A 16,747-nucleotide genomic window follows, 5' to 3' on the forward strand; every position below is an offset into this window, starting at 1 on the left:
GATCACCAGCGAATGCTGACGGGCAAGCCGACATGCAGGGTGGTATGGAGGGTCTGAATGTTGGCGAAGAGAGCGACCACATCCTCGGCCAGCAGGATGTCCAGCGCCCCCTCGTCGAGCATGGGGCGTTCGCGGATTTCCAACACCGAGGTGACGATCCAAACCCCACCCCGACTGGGCACCGCCTTATAGGGTGCGTTGCTCTGGCCGACGAAGCGGGCGTCATGGGCGGCAATGCCGCTTCCACCCAGCAGGGAGATGGCGAACCAATCGGCCCCATCGTCCAGCTTCAGTCGGAACCATGCCTCAAAGGTGGCGAAGTCCACGTCCCGAAAGCGCCACCGCACCGGGATGCGGGTGGGCGTTTGCGTGAACCGCCGCCGCTGCCGGGCGGGGCCGGATTCCATGTCGGTGCGCGACACACCGGATTCCGGCTCCAGGGCATAGCCGTCATAGGTCGGCAGCGGCAGCCGGGCGGGCCAGGAGATGAGGGTGGTCATCGATAGCTTCCCGCCGCCGGGTTGAGGCCATAGCGATGCTCCAGCATCGGGGCCATGCCTTCGCCGCGACCGATGCGGCGGCTCATGCGGCCCTCTATCTCCTCGACGATGATGTCGAGGTGGATACGGCCATCGGCCCCCTGGGACTGTTCGGCACGGGCCTGGGTGCCCGACGCATGATTGTTGACCGTGACCACCACGCCCACAGCCGCGGGCTGCGACAAGGCGGCATTGAGGATGCGGTCGGCGTTGTCCATCTGCTTCGGCGTGAAGACGCCCTCGCCGACGCGGGCGACGATAGGACGCTCTCCCGCCACCAGACCACCGGTATGGTATTTCGGCGCATTGGCGAAGACCGAAGGGCTGTAGGACCGGGTTTCCAGGCGGTCGAGGCCGATCAGGCCACCGGAATGGGCGATGGCGAAGGCGCCGGTATCGGGCACCGGGACCGAGCCACCGCTACCAGTCCCTGATGAACCGGTGCCGGAAAAGAAGCTGCCGATGCCCGCGATCATGCCGCCGAAGATGCCGCCACCGGCTCCGCCAAACAGCGGCGCCACCACCGACATGCGCCAGGCGGCACGCAGGGCCTCCTCGGCCAAGCTGTTGAACAGATCCTGCCCCGCCAGCTTGCCGGTCATGGCCCATTTGACGAAGGCGTCCTCGCTGGCCCGCAAGGCCCCCGACATGGCCCGCTCTGCCGAAGCCGCCGCGTTGCTGGCCTCGTCGGCATAGGCCCGCACCGCCCGGATAGCGCCGTCCTGCCAATCGCGGCTGGCCGCCAGCTTGTCCTGCTCCAACTCCTTGTACCGGCGGGCGTAGGCTTCCTCGGTGAGAGTGCCCGAGGCGCGCTGCTCATTGAGCTTGGCCAGTTCGTCCTTGAACCGCAGGGTGGCGTCATAGGCCAGATTGGTCTGCTGGGCCTCGTCCTTGACCGCCTCGGCGTACTGGCGCGAGCGGGCTGCCCGGTATTCATCGACCTGGGGGTCGTCCTCGGCCAGCTTGCGGCTGCGAGCGAACTTGGCAACATCGTTGTCGATGGTGGTGTCACGAACGCGGCCTCGATCCCCGCTGCGCACCGCCTCGGCCAGACGCACCTGGGCATCGATCTCACGCTCCAGATCGGCGATGGCGCGGGCGGCATCGCTATGGGCGCGGGACTTCTGCACCTGGGCGTAGGACGTCGCCAGTTCACCATTGGCGTCGGTCAGCCCTTTCGCGGCCTGCTCAGCCAGCCAGTTGGTGCGCTCCGCCAGGATGGTGTCGGCCACCGATCCCTTGGCAGCCTCGGCGAGGCGGTCATTGGCGGTGGCTTCCTGCTCCAAGGTGCGGATCAGGCCGTTCTTCTGCTCCAGCAGCTTGGCGGCATCGATACGGCGCAACGCCCGGTCATAGTCGGCCACCGCCGCGCCATTGTTCTTGAAGGCAAACTCCAACACCTTGGCATCGCGGGCGGCGTCGATCTGGGCCTGCCCGCCGGTGCGGGCGGCTTCGGCCAGACGCTCCTGGCCACGGGCCTGGAGATTGAGCCCCAGCACCTCGGCCTGGGCCTGGGCGGACATTTCGCCATTGCCCTTGGCTTCGGCCTCGCGGGCCAGCAGATCCTTGATCTCCTGTTCCTTGGGCTTGGTGCGATAGACCCCGCCTTGCTGGAACAGCTCCTTTTCAAGCTGCTTGAAGCCCTTGGCCGCCTCGTACTGGGCCTTGGTGCGGGTAAATTCCGCATTACCGGCGGCGAGAGCAACGTTAAGCTTCTCCTGCCACTCGACCTCGAATTTGAGATCAGTCAGCTTCTCCAGATAGCTGGGCTCGCGCTGCTCGGCCCGGACCCGGTCGCGCTCCATCTTGGCCTGGGCATCCATGCCCGCCCGCTTGCGGGTGATCTCGTCGAGATCGGCGGCGACATCCTGGCGCTCCGCCAGCAGGCGGCGCAGTTCTTCGTTCTCTTCCCTGACCGCCTTCACCACCACGGAATGGGTGCCAGCGGGCAGCGGCTTATCCAGTGCCTGCTCACCCCCCAGGGCGGCGATGCGGCGATCCAGATCAGCCAGCCGCGTCTTGACCGAGGACTCTCCCGGCGTCAGAGATTCCAGCGTCGCCGCCCCGGCATTGGCGCCGCCCGACAGAACCTTGCGCAGCCACGGGGCGTTGGTGAAGCCCTGCCAAGCGTTCGCCATGCGGGTGAATGACCGCTCGGCGGTGTCGGCGCTTTCCTTGGCGGCTTCGTCGAACCCCCGCAGCGCCTTGATCAGGGTGTCGCGGAAGAAATCCGCCGTGACCTTGCCCTGGGTGACCATCTGGCGGAAGCCGCCCGAGGGCAGCGCGGCGGCCCGGTCGAGAGCCTGCAGCAGCCCCGGCATGGGTTCGACGATCTGGTTGAGTTCCTCGGCGCGCAGCGTGCCCGACGACAGCCCCTGGGCCAGACCGAACAGCGATTGCTCCAACTGCTCAGCCGAGGCCCCCAGCGCGATGGCGGTGGACTGGAAGCCCTCCAGCAGGGCGCGGGATTCACCAGTGGTGATGATCCCGGCCTTCTGCAACGCGGCCAGCCGGGAATAGGCCCCGACCACCGTCTCCAGGGCGGTGCCGGTCTTCTGAGCCTGGGTGTAGAGATAGCTGGTGGTTTCGGTCAGGGCCGCGGCACCGACCAGACCCTTGAGGCGGGCCTCCAGGCTTTCCACCTTGATGGTGGACTCGACCATGGCCTTGCCGAAGAAGCCAATGGCCGCCCCCGCCGCCAGCCCGGCCGGGCCCAGCGCCATCATCACCGAGCCGATGGGGCCGAGGCGCGAGGCAAACCCCGCCATGCCGCCCTGGATATCCTGGCTGGCGGCATTCATGGCCAGCAGCGACTTCGACGCCGGTTGCGCCGCCGTCTCGATCCGCAGCAGGGCCTTCTGCCCATCCTCGCCCAGTTGCAGCAGGGCGCGGCGGACAGTTTCGCCGTCCTGCAGGGACAGGCGGATGGAAACGGATTTTGTGGCCATGGATCAGGTCTCGGTTTGAACCTTGCCGGAACCGGCCACCATGCCCCGCTCGGCGAAGGGCAGCAGCCGCGCCAGCAGGGGTCGGTCGTAACCCAGCGTCTGGGCCTGGATCAGCAGAGCCGGAAGGTCGAGACCGGTGATGCCGCCACGCGGGCCGATACGAATGGCGCCGATGGCCCCGGTCAGCAATTCCCAGGCTTGCCAACCCGCCTCGGTCAGGGGGGCGTTGCGGTCGTAGGGACAGTCGCAGTTTCCACCGCAGCCTCGGCAATAGTCAGGCCCGCCGCCGAAGTGCCATTCGGCGCGGGCCTGGAGACGTTTCCCTCGGCGATGACCGCTTCATGGGTTTCGGTGTATTGGACGACGAAGGACTCGGCCATGCGGGGAAGCTGCATCAACTCGGCGATGGCGGTGTCGGAGACCTCTGCCGGTTGATCGGCCTCGTCCAGCACGCCTTCCCATTTGGTGATGGCCGACCGGGCCAAACCTTGGGCGAACAGCATCTGCGACAGCCCGGCCAGGGCGTCCTCGTCGGATAGGTCCGGCAGGCCGGTGATATCGGCCCCGGCGGCTTTCAGATCGGCATGCTCGGCGGCGATGGCTCGCGCCATGCGCCAGCCGCGCGACCGGGCGGCCTCGTACACCGCCGTGGTCAGGGGACGGACGAACACCCGCACGCCATGGGGCAGATCGAGCCAGTACGGCTCCTTGGGCAGGGAGAGTCGGATCATGATCAGTACCCCGTCACGTCGTTGACCAGGGTGACACGGAGCAGATACCCCGCCACCGGGTCGCGGGCGGCCCGCCAGTCGTAACTGGCTTGGATGCCGCCGGGGCCTTTGATCTCCTGCTTCTTTTTCGGCAGAAACACCCGAGGCAGATGGAAGGTCAGGGCGAAGACCGAGCCGGGGATGGTGAAGCCGTATTCCATCGCCACCGGGCTCTCGGCGGCGATGGCGGCGGTCAGGGTGGTGTCGATGCCGAAGCGGATGTCCACCGAGCCTTCGGCGGTGGCCTCGGTCTCATCGACGCCGTCGATCAGGCCGTCGGCGCGGATGGTCTCGACCCGCTCCAGATTGTTGGAGAAGGCCATCTTGCCGCCGACCACGTTGGCGAGCTGGCTGCCGCCGACACGGATGGTGCCGCTGCCCTGGCTGAACCGCTTCAGGGCGAAGGTCGATGGGGTGGTGTCGATGGTGGCAGCCGCTTCGGTCTCTCCCTGGGCGATCACCGAGATGGTGGCGTTGGCGGCGCCGGAACGGGCCATGTCGAAGGACACTTTGTCCAGTTTGGCGCCGCCATGGCGGAAGAACTTCGGCGCCGCCAGTTGGACATGACCGATCTCGATGGCGAGGCTGGGTAGCGTGCCGCCCGAGGTGAAGACATGGTCGAAGGTACCATCACCGTTGTCGGCGGTGGCGGGCGCGCCGAACAGGCCCTTCAGCCAGAACCCCAGCGCCCGCACATCCAGCGGCACGCCGATATCGCCCTCGTCCTTGACCGCTTCATAGAACGGGTCCTGGGCGTCGCGGCCCTGGCCCAGCAGCGGGTCGGAGCCCAGAGGGCGCTCGGCCCCCAGGCTCGATTCCTTGAACGACAACCGCCCATAACCGTCGGCAGGCGGGGTGCCGTAAGCCGTCTCGAAGGCGGCCAGCAGGATGCAATCGGCGCCGTAGGCCCGAGTCTTGCCCATGATCGGAATCCTTGATGGATTGGAAATCAGCCCAGCGGATCTGGGCTGGCGTAATGGATGGAGATCGGCACCATGGCGCCGCGCAGAGCGGCAGCTCCGCCGATGGCGAGACCGGAGGTCTTGGGGGCGCCCCAATCCAGTCCTTCAGCCAGACCACCGAGGGAACGGTCGGCGGCCAGGGCGTCGCCCACCGCCATCAGCAAAGCATCCAGTGCGGCACTATCGTCGTCCTGGCCGCGCTGGAGGATGACCTCGATCTCGGTCTGGTGTTCCCAGAGATAGGTGACGGGCGACAGCACCACCTCCGGGTCGCCGGGATCGCCGTCGCGTAGGATGATCAGTCCACCCGCCGGGACCGTTTCGGGTAGCGGCGCTTCCCGTTTGACCGTGGCGCCAGGCACCGTTTCCAGCCGCGCCAGCAGGGCGGCGAGGATCTGTTCGCGGACACTCGGCATGGGCAATCCTTGAAACGTGCGCCAATAAGGCGTACATATTTGAGGCATCAATTGGAGCCGCCATCATGCCCAGGACTGCCCAGCGCCAGGAGCGCATCAGCATTCGTCTCAGCCCGCAATCGAAGCGGAAGCTGGAACGGGCCGCCGCCTATGCCGACAAGACGCTCACCGACTTCGTGGTCGATGTCGCCTTGCAGAAGGCGGATGCGGTGGTGCGCGAGCACGAGGTCATTGCGCTCAATGCTGAGGAATGGGAGCGTTTTCAGGAACTGCTGCTCAATCCGCCCGAGCCGAACGAGAAGCTCCAGAAGGCGCTCGAGGAGCATTCGCGGGTCGTGCGCCGGTGAGTCTCGCCACCGATTCCATCCAGATCGAGCCGCTTGAATCCCATCATGATCGCTCGTCCTTCTCTTGCGGCAATGAGTCCCTCGACCGCTATATCCACGAGCAGGCCAGCCAGGATGTCCGGCGGAATACCGCACGGGTGTTCGTGGCCGTCATGCCGGATCGGCCCGAGCATATCCTCGGCTTCTTCACCCTCAGCGCCGCGACGGTGGTCGCCGCTGACCTGCCGCCAGCAATGGAGAAGCGCCTACCGCGACATCCCATTCCGGCGGCACTGATCGGGCGCCTCGCCGTTGATCTGGCCGCTGCTGGACAGGGTCTGGGCAGTGTTCTGCTGGCTGATGCCGTCAAGAAGACCAAGGTGGCGGCGGAGACGGTCGCCATGTCGGTGATCGTCGTTGACCCCATCGACGATGGTGCCCAAGGATTCTACTCGGCGTTCGGGTTCCAGTCCCTGCGGGGACCACAAAGACGGATGTTCATGGCCATCCATGGTGGTGCTGCCAAATCGGTGCAGTGATCGGAATGATCACCGCCAATTCCTGACGATCAGCTCCGGCAGCGCCGAAGCCCACCGCTCGGCGGCACCATCCACGTCGAGGCGTTTCTTCAAACTGACCTGCGGCACCAGGATGAACATCACCACACTGGCCAGCCCGCGCCCGGTGCGCAGCGCCGAAGCACTGCCCTTGGCGAAGCCTCCCCGCTTGCCGGTGCGGGCCCGCATGTTCTCGGCCACCAGCAGCGAGGGCGCGCCTCGGCGATAGATGAATCGCAGGCGGCTGCCGTGCATCTGTTCCCATAGGCCCGGCGTCATGCGCTTGCCTCGGGCACCGGTGCCGGCGGCAGGCGTGGGAATCGCCAACCAGAAGCCATGCTTGGACTTGATCACCGCCCCCTGGTCGAAGGCCCGGATGATGGTCGGTGCCCTGGTGAAGACGAAGCCCGCCGGTTTGATGCTCTTTTGGCCCTTGGGATACAGCTCGGCCCGCCAGGTGTTGGCGAGGCGCTGGCCCATGCCCGTCTCGGTGACCTGGCGGCGAAGATCCGCCTTCAGCCCGTCGGCGGCCTGGCGCATGGCGGCGGTGACCGCATCCTCGGCTTCCTTGACCTCCTCGGCCATGATCTTGCGCAGATCGCCGGAAATAGCCGCCGCCAGTTTCATGCCGGTCTCGTGTCCAAGGTCCAGATCAGCCGCTCGGCATCCAGGCGGGGTTCGCCCTGAACGACAAAGCTGTCGCCATCGTGGACGATCACATCCCCCGCCTGGGGTGCCGGGACGTCCCGCCGCCGAATCTCGAACAAAGCCGTACTGGTCTGCACGGTGATGTCGGAGAACTCGATGTCGCGGTCAGGCCGCCGTACCAGGGCGCGCACGGGACGGCCCTGGTAGCTGACGGTGACGGCCATGTTCGGATCGGCGAACAGGTCGTCGAGGGCGTCGGCAAAGGCGGTCATGCTCAATTGCCCGAGAACAACCGCACCGCCAGACGCGGGCGCTTGTTGACCGGCAGGATGGACGCCTCGGTCTTGACGTCGATGGCGCTGCCGTCCTGGCGGGCAAGCTGCCGGGCGTACATGGGAACGCCCAGGGTGTTGACCGTCTCGATCAGATTGGCCGGGGCGCCATAGGTGACGAAAGTATCCATGGTGCCGAGCGGGAAGGCGATGCCCTCGCCCGCCGGGATCAGGGTTTCGGTCTGGCCGGTGGAGAGGGTGACGGTGGCGCTGTATTCCTCGAACACCATGCCGGCGAAGGGGAAACGACGGCGCACATCTTCCCGTAGCGGCTGGGCGCCGGTCGAGGAATAGTATTGGTAGGCCTGCTCGACCTTGGCATGGCCGATCAGCTTGTCGAAGAATTCCGGGCTGACCAGGGCCAGCACGCTGGTCATGGTCTCGCCCTTCAGCTCGGTCTCGACCTTGCGCAGCACGTCGCGGATCTTGGCCTGGACGTTGGTGGTGGCGGTGCCCAGGGTGAAATCGACCTGCTGGCGGCTCAGGGCGAATTCACTGAAGTAGTCGTAGAGGGTGCTGCCAGCACCGTCACGGACGACGCCTTTGAGCGCGTTGACCTCCATGAACTCGCGGGTCTGGGCGTGCTTGCTCCGCATGCGAGTCAGTTTCCGCTCCATGACGGTGGCCAGCGGATCGGCGGCATCGGCGACGCCGAAACCGCGCACGCCCTGGACGTCCTGGGGCGTGATGGAATCATCATGGGGAATCCACGGCACGGTGAAGGAGCGCATGCTCCGGGCGTCGCGGTTGGCAACGGTGGCCGGGCCGCCCAGCGGCACGGTGGGCAGCAGGTTGAGGACGCCTTCGGCTTGCTCGATGATCACCGAGCGCTGGGTGACGCCCTCGAAGCGGAACAGCCCCATCTGGCCGAGCCGGGTGTAGAGGTTGGGCAGAATGTTGATGGCCTGGGTCATTTCGGCGAGCGAGTAGCCGCCCACGTCGAAGGGATTGATGATGGCGTTCATGGGTTTCCTCGGTGCGTCAAGCGGTGGTGCGGGCGACGAGGCCCAGGGCAGAAAGCTGGGCAATCTTGGCAACCCGTTCGGCGGGCTGATCGACGGAGGCGTCAAACGCCAAGGCGCCTTCGGCCAGGATGACCGGGCCACGGGCGGCGATCAGGCCGGTGACGGCGGCATCGGTGGCATCCACCGCTTCCAGCAGGACGGCCAAGGCCACCTCGGCGCCTTCATCACCCACCACCTCGGCGGCGGGAGACAGGCGGTATTCGCCGCTGGCGGAGACCTTGCCGAGCACGGAGCCGAGCAAATAGTTGGTGCCGGCCTTGAGAGTCACGGTCTCGCGGCCATAGCTGGCATTGCACTCGAATTTCAGCAGGTCGCCCAGGGTGGGCGGGGCGGTCAACGTCGGCATGGTGGCGGTTCCTTACTGGCGGGCGGCGGCTTCGCGGGCACGCCGGACGATGGGGCTTTCGGTTTCAGCCTTGGGTGTGGCCCCCGCCGGGGCGGCGGCGACCACGTCGGTGGCGTCGGAACGTTCGGCCAGTTGATCCAGCACCGTGCGGCGAAGCGCCTCCGGGCGGATGCCCTTGGCCATGGCCTCGGCGGGATCGATGGCCACACCCAGGCGGGCGGCCTGGGCGGCGATGGCGCTGATCTCGGAATATTCGGCGCGCAGGCGCTGCTCCAGATCGGCGTTGGCCTGGGCGGGCGACTGCGGCACAGCAGCCAGAACGGGGACACCCCCCTGGGATTCGGACATCGGGACTTCCTTTCGGGCGGCGATGGGACGGGAAACGGTGGGACGGGCCAGACTGGCACCGAGATCGGCCAGGGCGACACGCAGGGTGCCGACCTTGTCGGCCAGTCCGGCAGCCACCGCCTGGTCGCCGCGATAGACGGTGGCCTCGGTGGAGCGGATCGCCTCGGGCGGCTGCTTGCGGCATTTGGCCACCAGGGCAACGAACTTTCCGTAGAGGGCATCCACGTCGGCCTGGAGCGTGGCGCGGGCGGAGTCCGACAGCGGCTGATGGGGATTGCCATCCACCTTCGCCGCCCCGGCATGAATGAAACTCCAGGCCAGCCCCGCCTGGGCATCGGCCCCCGATTCGTCGCGGTGGACCGCCACCACGCCGATGGAACCGACCTCGCCGGTCTGGGTCACATAGATTCGGTCGGCGGTGCAGGCGATGGCATAGGCGGCCGACAGTGCCGCCTCATCGGCTACCGCCCAGATGGGCTTACCGCATTGGGTGCGGATGGCCTGGATGTGGTCGATCAGATCGAACAGACCGCCCACCTCGCCACCCGAGGAATCCACATCCAGCAGGATGGCGCGGATGCCAGGATCGGTGGCCGCCGCCTCGATGGACTCGGCGATGTCGGAATAGGCGGTGAGGCCGCTGGCGGCGCCCAGGTAGCCCGAGCGCGCCACCAGGGTGCCGATCACCGGCACGATGGCGATGCCGTCGGTGGTGACCACGACATCGCCGGTCGAAGCTGCGTCACCGTCGAAGGAAATGGGCTGCCCGGCCAGCCGGGGGCCAAGGGCACCCAGGATCACGTCCAGCTTGCTGCGGGCGACCAGCAGCGGCGTGCCGTAGAGGCGGGCCGCGAGATGCGGGAGGTCGGTCATGACCGCTCCCCTGCCATCCTGTCGCGGATACGTTCGGTGATGCGGGCGACATCGACGGTGATTTCGATCTCGCCGCTGCGGCAGGTGACAATATCCCGTCCCGCCGTGCCGTCAGCCGAGGAGCCGACCATATTCACCGCCTGCCGGAGATCGATGCCGATGGAGCGCAGATCGGAAACGACGGCGAGATGCACCATGTCCCGCAGTGTGAAGTCACGAGCAACGCCATTTCGAGTGCTGTGAATGGGCACGAAATGCCTGCGGTAAATCATCTGGTGGAGGTTCGCTCGTGAAATCCCAGTCACCTCACTGACGGTGTCGATGCTGAAGACGCGTTCGCTCATATCCATCCTCCGGCTGATGGGGCTGGTGTCATGGGTGGGAGCGGCCGACGGCGTGGCACCAAACACCAGCCCCAGCCGCTGTTCGCGTTCCCGATCAGCGGCGATCTCGGCATCCACCTGTTCGGCGTCGAAGCCGCGCTCGGCCAGCGCCTGGGTGCGGCTTTTCAGGCCAGCGCCTATCTGCTCGATCTCGGCCTTGGCATCCTTCAGCGGATCGACCCAGTCCCATTTCGGCGGCAGCCAGGAACAGGCGATGAAGCCGGCCCGGTTGCGCTCATAGCCGGGAATGTCGAGCGCCCCGGACAGAACGGCCACGTCCAGCCAGCGCTGCCAGACCACCCGGCACATCTGATGGACCATCACCGAGTGCTGCCACGCCTCGACCCGACGGCGGAACTCCAGCAGCGCCATGCGCGAGTTGGAGTAATTGGCCTTCAGCATGTCGTTGCTGAGGTAGGCGTAGGGGATGCCGGTGGCGGCGGAGATCTGCAGCAGCGTCCGGTACTCGAACGGCTCATAGGAACCGCCGACATCGGCGGGAGCCGAGGTCTGGATCTGCTCGCCCGGCTCCAAGGGCACCACTTGGCCGGGCTGGACCTCGACGATGCGGTCGCCGGAACCGTCATCGGCGGGCACCATGTCGATCACGTCGGCGGGGGCCGGTGAGGTCACGAACATGGCGTACATGGCCGCGATCTTCTTGCGCTCCAACTCGGCGTCGTCGTACTGGTCGAGCAGGAACAGCTTCACCACCGCCGGGGCCAGCCGCGACACCCCGCGAAGCTGGCCGGATTCCACCGGGTCGATGACGTGGATGATCTCGGCGGCCGGAACGCGCACCATTTCGCCGACCATGCCGGGGTCGGTGAAATCACCGGGATGGCGGCGCAGGAACCAATAGGCCGCCCGCCGACCGATGCGGTCGAACTCGATGCCCTGGCGGATGACGTTGCCGCTGGGAAGAACCTCGGTTCGGGTCAGCGGCAGCATCTCCGAGGGCAGCATCTGAAGCTGCAACGGCACCGTCAGGCCGTCCTCGGGCCGACGCGGGCGCAGGCGGAAGAACACCTCCCCGGCGATGAACACCTCGCGGGCGGCCCGGCGCTGCTGGCCGTAGAAATCGGTCAGGCCCTCGGCGTCGGAGTCGTCGGTCCAGGCCAGCCACAACTGCTGCACCCAGGTCTTCAGATCCTTGTCGGCGATCAGCGACGAAGGCTTGATGCCGGTGCCGACGGCATTGCCGGTCCAGCTTTCGGCGGCGTTGAGGGCGTAGCCGTTGTTGCGGACCAGATAGCGGGCTCGCGCCGTGATGTCGGAACCGGCAGCCGCGATCAGGGTGTTGACATGGGCGCGGCTGGGCTGGAAGCCCTTGAGCCGACGGCTGCCTTGGGCAGCCTCGAACCCGCCAATCAGGGCGCCGATCCTTCTGCGCAGGCCCGACAACATGGTCATAATCCCTTGCTGGCAACAGCCAGGATGCGCCGCCGCGGCTTCTTGCCTTCCAGCATGGCGATGCGGCGGTCGAGATCGGCCAGGACATCGTTAGCCTGGGTGAGGTCGTATTGGACGGTGCGGTCGCCAACCGTGACGCGAGCCACCAGTGAGTTGCGTCGCGCCAGAACGCGCTCGCGCTCAGCCTTCATTTCGTCGAGGGTCATAATCAGTGCATCCCGCTGAACTTGATGATCCGCCGGGGGCGACGGACGGTGCGGCGGATCTGCCCGGCCTCCGGGTCACTGGCGGGAAGCCGGTCGTTCATCGCCACCTGCTTCTCAAGATCCCGCCATTTGGCCTCCGACCAGCGGTCGGCGCCGACGATCCAGGCGGCGGCGCGGGCATAGACCCGGCAATCCAGCGCCTCGTTGCGCTCGCGCAGCTTCTGCCATTCCAGCTTCGAGAAGCCGCGTCGGGTCTTGACCGTCACCAACTGCTCGGCCACGAATTGCTTGCACCACTCCGAATCCGTCCACGATGGCAGATGCACCGTTCCGGCCGGGAAACGGATTCCCTCGGCCAATTCCTCGTCGGTGGGGCGCTCCAGGCGCAGGAAGCGGTAGGTTTCCGCCTTGAAGGTGGAGACCGCCACGATCCACAACCGGGCGCCACGGCGGATTTTCTTGCCGCCCTCGGTGGCGTCAACCAGGGTGGGGCCGGAGACCGGGCTGGAGCGGTTGAAGCCCTCGACGCCCTTGATGGGCGAGACTTGGCCGACGCCCATCCGGCGAGCCCAGGTGTAGACCGCCGAGGATTCGTAACCGCTGTCGATGGCGAGGCGGGCGATCTTCAGGGCGGCGCCGTTGGCGTGCTTCCAGATGCGACCGAGCACCTCTTCCAGGCTCGTCCAGGTCTCGGCCTTTTCGGGGCCGCCGTCGATGACGATATGGTCGACCAGCCAGCTTTCCAGGCCACGGCCCCAGGCCCAAACATCGATCTCGACGCGGTCCTTCTGGACATCGGCCCCGGCGGTGAGGAATAGGGCGCCGTGAGGCACCGTGCCATTGGCCCAGGTCTCGCGGCGGTCATAGAGCCGCTGCCAATCGGGGGCCTCGCCGGACTCGACCCAGGTTTCCCCCAGCACCGTGTTGCGGAACACCCTGAGCGCGTCGTCATTGCCTTGAGCTGCTTCCCACATGCGGGCGATGCTTTCCCAGGATTGCCAGCCCGGCGGCGAGTACAGCGCCGAGATATGGAAGCCGACGGTGCCGGGATCCTCGGCCACCGCCGTGGCCCGCCAAACGCCTGCCGCCAACATGGTGGCCTTGGCCGATTCGCTGATCGGCTGGTCGCAGGATTCGCAGACGTAACGGACGCTGCCCGGCTGACCCTTGTCCCAGCGCAGCCGCTCGAACTTCAGCCACTGCATTTCGCCGCAATGGGGGCACGGCACGAAGAAGCGGCGCTGGTCGGACGCTTCGAATTCCCGCTCGATGCGCGACAGCCCACGAATGGTGGGCGTTGAGACCAGGAACGCCTTGGCCCGGTGGGCGAAGGTGGCCATGCGGGCGCAGGCCAGCGCCACCGGGTCGCCCTCCTCGTCGGCGGAGGCCGGATAGGCGTCGACCTCGTCGAGAAACAGATAGCGGGCGGGCATGGAGCGCAGGCCCACCGCGCTGTTGGCCCCGGTCATCACCAATGTGCCGCCGGGAAAGTCCTTGGACAGCATGGTGTTGCCGGCGTCGCGCGAGCGGGCCGGCTTGACCCGTTCCCGCAGGATGGGGCTTTCATCGATCAGGGTATCGATGCGCTGGCGCGAATTGCGCTTGGCCATCTCGACCGTGGGCTGCACCGCCAGCACCGGGCCGGGGGCGTGGTGGATGATGAAGCCGAGAAAGTTGTTGCCCGCCTCGGTGGCGCCGACCTGGGCCCCCTTCATGAACACCACCCGTCGGCAGGGATGGGATGGCGACAGGCAGTCCATGATCTCGCGCAAATACGGCGTGCGATTGGTGCGGTAGCGGCCCGGTTCGGCGGAAGCGCGCGACGACAGGACCCGGTGCTGGTCGGCCCATTCCGACACGGTCAGCAGCGGATCGGGCCGCAGACCGTCGCTCCAGGCCGACAGGATCAGATCCGCGCCGTCGAACTCAGCGGAAGTCCGGCTTGATGTCTGCAAGCTCATTCAGATGCGCCCTGACGTGGGTTTCCAGCAAAACCTGCATCACATGCGGGTCCATCCCGGCCTCCGCCGCCATCAACCCGGCAACACGGGCGGGCCAGCCGACCCAGGCATCGCGTTCCTGGCGGGCCAGCTTGAACACCAGGGCCAGGGCATTGGCGCGGTCGATGACCTCGTCCTTCAGACGCTGCACCTGGATGCGGGCCTTCTGTGCCTTGGCGACCTCGTGAGCGGTGCGGGCCTGGGTGAAGTTGGTACCTGTCGAGGGCAGAGAATCGCGCTGGGGCGGTGGTGACGGGGATGCCTGGGTCGCAGGCGGAATCAGTGTGGCCTTCTCCGGCGAAGTGGGCGGAGCCTTGCGGGCCGGATCGGTCTGGGCATCCCAGGCGGCGTCGGCCTTGACCGGGTCGATGGTGCCGTCCGGCTCCTGGGAAATGCGTCCAGCCTTGGCGGCCCTTAGCACGGAGACGTGACTGACCCCGCGATGCCGCGCATAGGCGCGTATCGACAGTCCCATGGCCGGAACCCCGCAGAAAGCAATGAAATGATCGACTTATCGAGTTGATGTCATCGCCCGGCAGAGCGATGGATGGTCCCACGAACACCGGAGGGAACCATGACGAAGCGCAGCGACAACACCCAGGCCATCGACGCCTTCCTCGCCAAGAAGGCCGAATTCGACGCCATGTTGGCCCGGCTACAGAGCTTGAGCGACGACCACTTCAACTGGACGCCCGACGAGATCACCTGGGGCCATGCCGGGACGATGGCCCATTACGCCGAGACGCTGAAAAACATCACCGACAGCGCTTTCCAGGAAGGTGAATTCGCCACCTGATCGACGGCTTTTTCCATCCGCCCCGACCGGCTTCAAGCTGGCGGGGCTCGGGGTGGTACAGGCGGCGGGATCGACCCGCGCCATCCTTGGAGGACCACCCCATGACCCAGCTTTCCGACACTCAGGCCGTCATTCTTTCCGCCGCTTGCGCCCGCGAAGGCGGCTTCTTGCTGCCGGTCACCGCCGCCTTGAAGGGCGGCGCGGTAAACATGGTGCTGAACAGCCTGATCAAGAAGGAACTGGCCGAGGAAATCCCCGCCGAACCCGGCGCACCGGTCTGGCGCGAGGACGAGGACGGCAATGCGCTGACCCTGCGGGCTGCGCCCGCCGCCTATGAGGCGTTGGGCATTGTCGCCGACACGGGCGCGGACACGGGCTCGGAAGAGGAACCGGCAACGGACATGGCCGACCAGCCGGAAACCTCGCCCGAAAGCCCGGACACCGCCACGGAAGGCCAACCCGTCCGCAAGATGCGTCAGGGAACCAAGCAGGAAGCCCTGATCGCCATGCTGAAGCGCCCCGAGGGGGCCAGCATCGCCGAGATCATGGAGGCTACCGGCTGGCTGGCACACACGATTCGCGGGGCCATCGCCGGGGCTTTGAAGAAGAAGCTGGACCTGACGGTCACCAGCGAGAAGGTCGATGGGCGCGGTCGCGTGTATCGCATCCAAGACTGAGGAGATCGGCGATGCCCCGCTACAGAGTGATCATCACTCGCGACGTCACCGAAAGCACTTTCGTTGACGTTGATGCCGAATCACCCGAACAGGCTGGAACGGTGGCCTTCGAGAAGCTGTTTGAGAGCGCCGACACCGAGTGGGAACTCGACGAAGGGTCCTGGAACAAGGGCGATTCCTATGTCACCGGCGTGGACGAAGTGTCCTGATGGCGCTCGATTTCGGTCAGGACCATCAGGGCTTGATCGAGGGCTGGCATATCACCGGCCCTCGACGCTCGGTCCACCTGCGTTTTGGCGACATCAAGAGCGGCCCGACCATAGTGATCCAGCAGATCATTCGCGGCACGGGCCACATGCTCGGGGTTGACGGCCATGACTTACAGCGACTTCTTCAAAGCCGCCGCCGTGCTGAACTTGATGCTGGTGGAGGCGGCGATCTCGATGGCCTCGCCGGTCTTGGGATTGCGGCCCTGACGCGCGGCGCGCTCGGCCTTGCTGAAATTGCCGAAACCGACCAGACGGAAGCTGCCATCCTTCTTCACGCCCTCGACGATGGTGGACAGCATGGCCTCGACGGCGGCATCGGCCTGGGCGACCGTACAACCGGTGGCCTCGCGGACAGACTTGGACAGGGCAGACTTGGACATGGTTAACGAATCCTTTCCGGGCATCAATGAGGCACAGTAGATTCGCTGTCGCACGAATCCAAGTCCTCAGCGCAGAGCCTCAAAGGCCCGCCGCAGCACGAAACCGCGCAGCAGGGACACCAGAGCGAAGATGGTGCCGATGGCAAGGTCGTCGGCCAGGGCGATGTGAATACCGAATATCGGGAACACCACCATCTGCGTTGCCACCGCCAGAACGTAGCCGATGACAACGTTGGTAACGGCTTCCACCAGCGACATGCTGCGGCTCTGGCGCATTTTACTAATCAATTGAAATTGATTGATTAATCGACTTGATAAGCCTGCGGAACAGAGCGTTATTGGTCCCCGCACAACGGAGGCCAAGAGCATGAAGACCCGAGACCAAGCCCTGACCGAGATCGCTACTCAGATCCTTGGCTTCGAAACCCTGAACACCCGGAACAGCGATCGCCTCGACTTCCACGAACTGGCGGTCTGGCAGATCAAGAAGGCCCTGGAAGCGGCCTACGCCGCCGGCCAGAAGGCGAAGTGAT

At 66.2% G+C, this 16,747-nt stretch carries 23 protein-coding genes; 6 read left to right on the top strand and 17 right to left on the bottom strand.

All coding sequences use genetic code 11. The features are described from left to right. Positions 1-2 precede the first annotated feature (2 nt). From CP958_RS07305 to CP958_RS07330, 6 genes are read right to left on the bottom strand one after another with little or no spacing between them, the layout of a single operon-like run. Positions 3-500 carry a hypothetical protein gene (locus CP958_RS07305; RefSeq protein WP_096701324.1) on the bottom strand — a complete coding sequence of 166 codons (498 nt, stop codon included), beginning with the start codon at positions 498-500 and terminating at the stop codon, positions 3-5. Then, a complete protein-coding gene (locus CP958_RS07310) occupies positions 497-3,487 on the bottom strand; it encodes a tape measure protein (RefSeq protein ID WP_096701325.1) in 2,991 nt (996 codons plus the stop codon). Before CP958_RS07310 ends, CP958_RS07305 begins: the two co-directional genes overlap by 4 nt. 3 nt (positions 3,488-3,490) lie before the next feature. Then, the gene (locus tag CP958_RS07315) at positions 3,491-3,676 is read right to left on the bottom strand and encodes a hypothetical protein (RefSeq protein ID WP_096701326.1); all 186 of its coding nucleotides are present in this window, start codon (positions 3,674-3,676) and stop codon (positions 3,491-3,493) included. Between the two features lie 26 nt (positions 3,677-3,702). Continuing rightward, positions 3,703-4,218: a hypothetical protein gene (locus CP958_RS07320; protein ID WP_096701327.1), complete on the bottom strand. Its 516-nt coding sequence runs from the start codon at positions 4,216-4,218 to the stop codon at positions 3,703-3,705. 2 nt (positions 4,219-4,220) lie between these two features. Further along, positions 4,221-5,180, bottom strand: coding sequence for a phage tail tube protein (locus CP958_RS07325; RefSeq protein WP_096701328.1), 960 nt, complete (start codon positions 5,178-5,180; stop codon positions 4,221-4,223). Positions 5,181-5,206: 26 nt separating this feature from the next. After that, positions 5,207-5,635, bottom strand: a complete 429-nt coding sequence (locus CP958_RS07330; protein ID WP_096701329.1) for an acyl-CoA transferase — start codon at positions 5,633-5,635, stop codon at positions 5,207-5,209. Between the two features lie 65 nt (positions 5,636-5,700). On the opposite strand from CP958_RS07330, the gene CP958_RS07335 reads away from it, so the two are divergent. After that, positions 5,701-5,982, top strand: a complete 282-nt coding sequence (locus CP958_RS07335) for a DUF1778 domain-containing protein (protein ID WP_096701330.1) — start codon at positions 5,701-5,703, stop codon at positions 5,980-5,982. Further along, positions 5,979-6,500: a GNAT family N-acetyltransferase gene (locus tag CP958_RS07340; RefSeq protein WP_197706344.1), complete on the top strand. Its 522-nt coding sequence runs from the start codon at positions 5,979-5,981 to the stop codon at positions 6,498-6,500. Before CP958_RS07335 ends, CP958_RS07340 begins: the two co-directional genes overlap by 4 nt. A 9-nt stretch (positions 6,501-6,509) precedes the next feature. Here the strand turns inward: CP958_RS07340 and CP958_RS07345 are convergent, their stop codons facing one another. The 9 genes from CP958_RS07345 to CP958_RS07385 are packed head-to-tail and all read right to left on the bottom strand — an operon-like array spanning position 6,510 to position 14,567. Next, a complete protein-coding gene (locus CP958_RS07345; protein ID WP_096701332.1) occupies positions 6,510-7,145 on the bottom strand; it encodes a DUF6441 family protein in 636 nt (211 codons plus the stop codon). Continuing rightward, positions 7,142-7,438, bottom strand: coding sequence for a hypothetical protein (locus CP958_RS07350; RefSeq protein WP_096701333.1), 297 nt, complete (start codon positions 7,436-7,438; stop codon positions 7,142-7,144). Before CP958_RS07350 ends, CP958_RS07345 begins: the two co-directional genes overlap by 4 nt. Before the next feature lie 2 nt (positions 7,439-7,440). Beyond that, the gene (locus tag CP958_RS07355; RefSeq protein WP_096701334.1) at positions 7,441-8,463 is read right to left on the bottom strand and encodes a major capsid protein; all 1,023 of its coding nucleotides are present in this window, start codon (positions 8,461-8,463) and stop codon (positions 7,441-7,443) included. A 16-nt stretch (positions 8,464-8,479) separates the two neighbouring features. Next, the gene (locus CP958_RS07360; RefSeq protein ID WP_096701335.1) at positions 8,480-8,869 is read right to left on the bottom strand and encodes a head decoration protein; all 390 of its coding nucleotides are present in this window, start codon (positions 8,867-8,869) and stop codon (positions 8,480-8,482) included. A 12-nt stretch (positions 8,870-8,881) separates the two neighbouring features. Further along, positions 8,882-10,090, bottom strand: coding sequence for a S49 family peptidase (locus CP958_RS07365; protein ID WP_096701336.1), 1,209 nt, complete (start codon positions 10,088-10,090; stop codon positions 8,882-8,884). Further along, positions 10,087-11,886 carry a phage portal protein gene (locus CP958_RS07370; protein ID WP_242442791.1) on the bottom strand — a complete coding sequence of 600 codons (1,800 nt, stop codon included), beginning with the start codon at positions 11,884-11,886 and terminating at the stop codon, positions 10,087-10,089. The genes CP958_RS07365 and CP958_RS07370 overlap by 4 nt, the downstream gene beginning before the upstream one ends. After that, positions 11,883-12,092 (bottom strand): hypothetical protein, encoded by a 210-nt coding sequence (locus tag CP958_RS07375; RefSeq protein WP_096701337.1) that lies wholly within the window; start codon positions 12,090-12,092, stop codon positions 11,883-11,885. Before CP958_RS07375 ends, CP958_RS07370 begins: the two co-directional genes overlap by 4 nt. A 2-nt stretch (positions 12,093-12,094) precedes the next feature. After that, positions 12,095-14,053 carry a phage terminase large subunit family protein gene (locus CP958_RS07380; RefSeq protein WP_096701338.1) on the bottom strand — a complete coding sequence of 653 codons (1,959 nt, stop codon included), beginning with the start codon at positions 14,051-14,053 and terminating at the stop codon, positions 12,095-12,097. Next, positions 14,019-14,567: an elements of external origin gene (locus tag CP958_RS07385; RefSeq protein WP_096701339.1), complete on the bottom strand. Its 549-nt coding sequence runs from the start codon at positions 14,565-14,567 to the stop codon at positions 14,019-14,021. Before CP958_RS07385 ends, CP958_RS07380 begins: the two co-directional genes overlap by 35 nt. 99 nt (positions 14,568-14,666) lie before the next feature. Between CP958_RS07385 and CP958_RS07390 the strand changes: the two genes are divergently transcribed. From CP958_RS07390 to CP958_RS07400, 3 genes are all read left to right on the top strand, one after another. Continuing rightward, on the top strand, positions 14,667-14,888 hold the full coding sequence (locus CP958_RS07390; RefSeq protein ID WP_096701340.1) for a hypothetical protein: 222 nt from the start codon (positions 14,667-14,669) through the stop codon (positions 14,886-14,888). A 101-nt stretch (positions 14,889-14,989) separates the two neighbouring features. Beyond that, positions 14,990-15,565: a DUF3489 domain-containing protein gene (locus CP958_RS07395; RefSeq protein WP_096701341.1), complete on the top strand. Its 576-nt coding sequence runs from the start codon at positions 14,990-14,992 to the stop codon at positions 15,563-15,565. Positions 15,566-15,576: 11 nt separating this feature from the next. Further along, complete coding sequence (locus tag CP958_RS07400) at positions 15,577-15,774, top strand: hypothetical protein (protein WP_096701342.1); 198 nt, start codon at positions 15,577-15,579, stop codon at positions 15,772-15,774. A 170-nt stretch (positions 15,775-15,944) separates the two neighbouring features. Here CP958_RS07400 and CP958_RS07405 read toward each other — a convergent pair whose 3' ends face one another. Together CP958_RS07405 and CP958_RS07410 are read right to left on the bottom strand one after the other, a co-directional pair. Continuing rightward, positions 15,945-16,214, bottom strand: coding sequence for an HU family DNA-binding protein (locus CP958_RS07405; protein ID WP_170958882.1), 270 nt, complete (start codon positions 16,212-16,214; stop codon positions 15,945-15,947). Between the two features lie 66 nt (positions 16,215-16,280). Further along, positions 16,281-16,490, bottom strand: coding sequence for a hypothetical protein (locus CP958_RS07410; protein ID WP_096701343.1), 210 nt, complete (start codon positions 16,488-16,490; stop codon positions 16,281-16,283). 91 nt (positions 16,491-16,581) lie between these two features. On the opposite strand from CP958_RS07410, the gene CP958_RS26300 reads away from it, so the two are divergent. Next, a complete protein-coding gene (locus tag CP958_RS26300; RefSeq protein ID WP_170958883.1) occupies positions 16,582-16,746 on the top strand; it encodes a hypothetical protein in 165 nt (54 codons plus the stop codon). The last annotated feature ends 1 nt before the right edge of the window (position 16,747 follow it).

The organism is Magnetospirillum sp. 15-1 (assembly GCF_900184795.1).
Classification (GTDB): Bacteria; Pseudomonadota; Alphaproteobacteria; order Rhodospirillales; family Magnetospirillaceae; genus Phaeospirillum.

Coding starts and splice junctions, on each gene's coding strand:
- CP958_RS07390 (WP_096701340.1), top strand. CDS start 14,667: ATGACGAAGCGCAGCGACAACACCCAGGCCATCGACGCCTTCCTCGCC.
- CP958_RS07365 (WP_096701336.1), bottom strand. CDS start 10,090: ATGACCGACCTCCCGCATCTCGCGGCCCGCCTCTACGGCACGCCGCTG.
- CP958_RS07335 (WP_096701330.1), top strand. CDS start 5,701: ATGCCCAGGACTGCCCAGCGCCAGGAGCGCATCAGCATTCGTCTCAGC.
- CP958_RS07330 (WP_096701329.1), bottom strand. CDS start 5,635: ATGCCGAGTGTCCGCGAACAGATCCTCGCCGCCCTGCTGGCGCGGCTG.
- CP958_RS07380 (WP_096701338.1), bottom strand. CDS start 14,053: ATGAGCTTGCAGACATCAAGCCGGACTTCCGCTGAGTTCGACGGCGCG.
- CP958_RS07370 (WP_242442791.1), bottom strand. CDS start 11,886: ATGACCATGTTGTCGGGCCTGCGCAGAAGGATCGGCGCCCTGATTGGC.
- CP958_RS07360 (WP_096701335.1), bottom strand. CDS start 8,869: ATGCCGACGTTGACCGCCCCGCCCACCCTGGGCGACCTGCTGAAATTC.
- CP958_RS07395 (WP_096701341.1), top strand. CDS start 14,990: ATGACCCAGCTTTCCGACACTCAGGCCGTCATTCTTTCCGCCGCTTGC.
- CP958_RS07305 (WP_096701324.1), bottom strand. CDS start 500: ATGACCACCCTCATCTCCTGGCCCGCCCGGCTGCCGCTGCCGACCTAT.
- CP958_RS07385 (WP_096701339.1), bottom strand. CDS start 14,567: ATGGGACTGTCGATACGCGCCTATGCGCGGCATCGCGGGGTCAGTCAC.
- CP958_RS26300 (WP_170958883.1), top strand. CDS start 16,582: ATGAAGACCCGAGACCAAGCCCTGACCGAGATCGCTACTCAGATCCTT.
- CP958_RS07405 (WP_170958882.1), bottom strand. CDS start 16,214: ATGTCCAAGTCTGCCCTGTCCAAGTCTGTCCGCGAGGCCACCGGTTGT.
- CP958_RS07400 (WP_096701342.1), top strand. CDS start 15,577: ATGCCCCGCTACAGAGTGATCATCACTCGCGACGTCACCGAAAGCACT.
- CP958_RS07325 (WP_096701328.1), bottom strand. CDS start 5,180: ATGGGCAAGACTCGGGCCTACGGCGCCGATTGCATCCTGCTGGCCGCC.
- CP958_RS07310 (WP_096701325.1), bottom strand. CDS start 3,487: ATGGCCACAAAATCCGTTTCCATCCGCCTGTCCCTGCAGGACGGCGAA.
- CP958_RS07320 (WP_096701327.1), bottom strand. CDS start 4,218: ATGATCCGACTCTCCCTGCCCAAGGAGCCGTACTGGCTCGATCTGCCC.
- CP958_RS07345 (WP_096701332.1), bottom strand. CDS start 7,145: ATGAAACTGGCGGCGGCTATTTCCGGCGATCTGCGCAAGATCATGGCC.
- CP958_RS07355 (WP_096701334.1), bottom strand. CDS start 8,463: ATGAACGCCATCATCAATCCCTTCGACGTGGGCGGCTACTCGCTCGCC.
- CP958_RS07350 (WP_096701333.1), bottom strand. CDS start 7,438: ATGACCGCCTTTGCCGACGCCCTCGACGACCTGTTCGCCGATCCGAAC.
- CP958_RS07375 (WP_096701337.1), bottom strand. CDS start 12,092: ATGACCCTCGACGAAATGAAGGCTGAGCGCGAGCGCGTTCTGGCGCGA.
- CP958_RS07410 (WP_096701343.1), bottom strand. CDS start 16,490: ATGCGCCAGAGCCGCAGCATGTCGCTGGTGGAAGCCGTTACCAACGTT.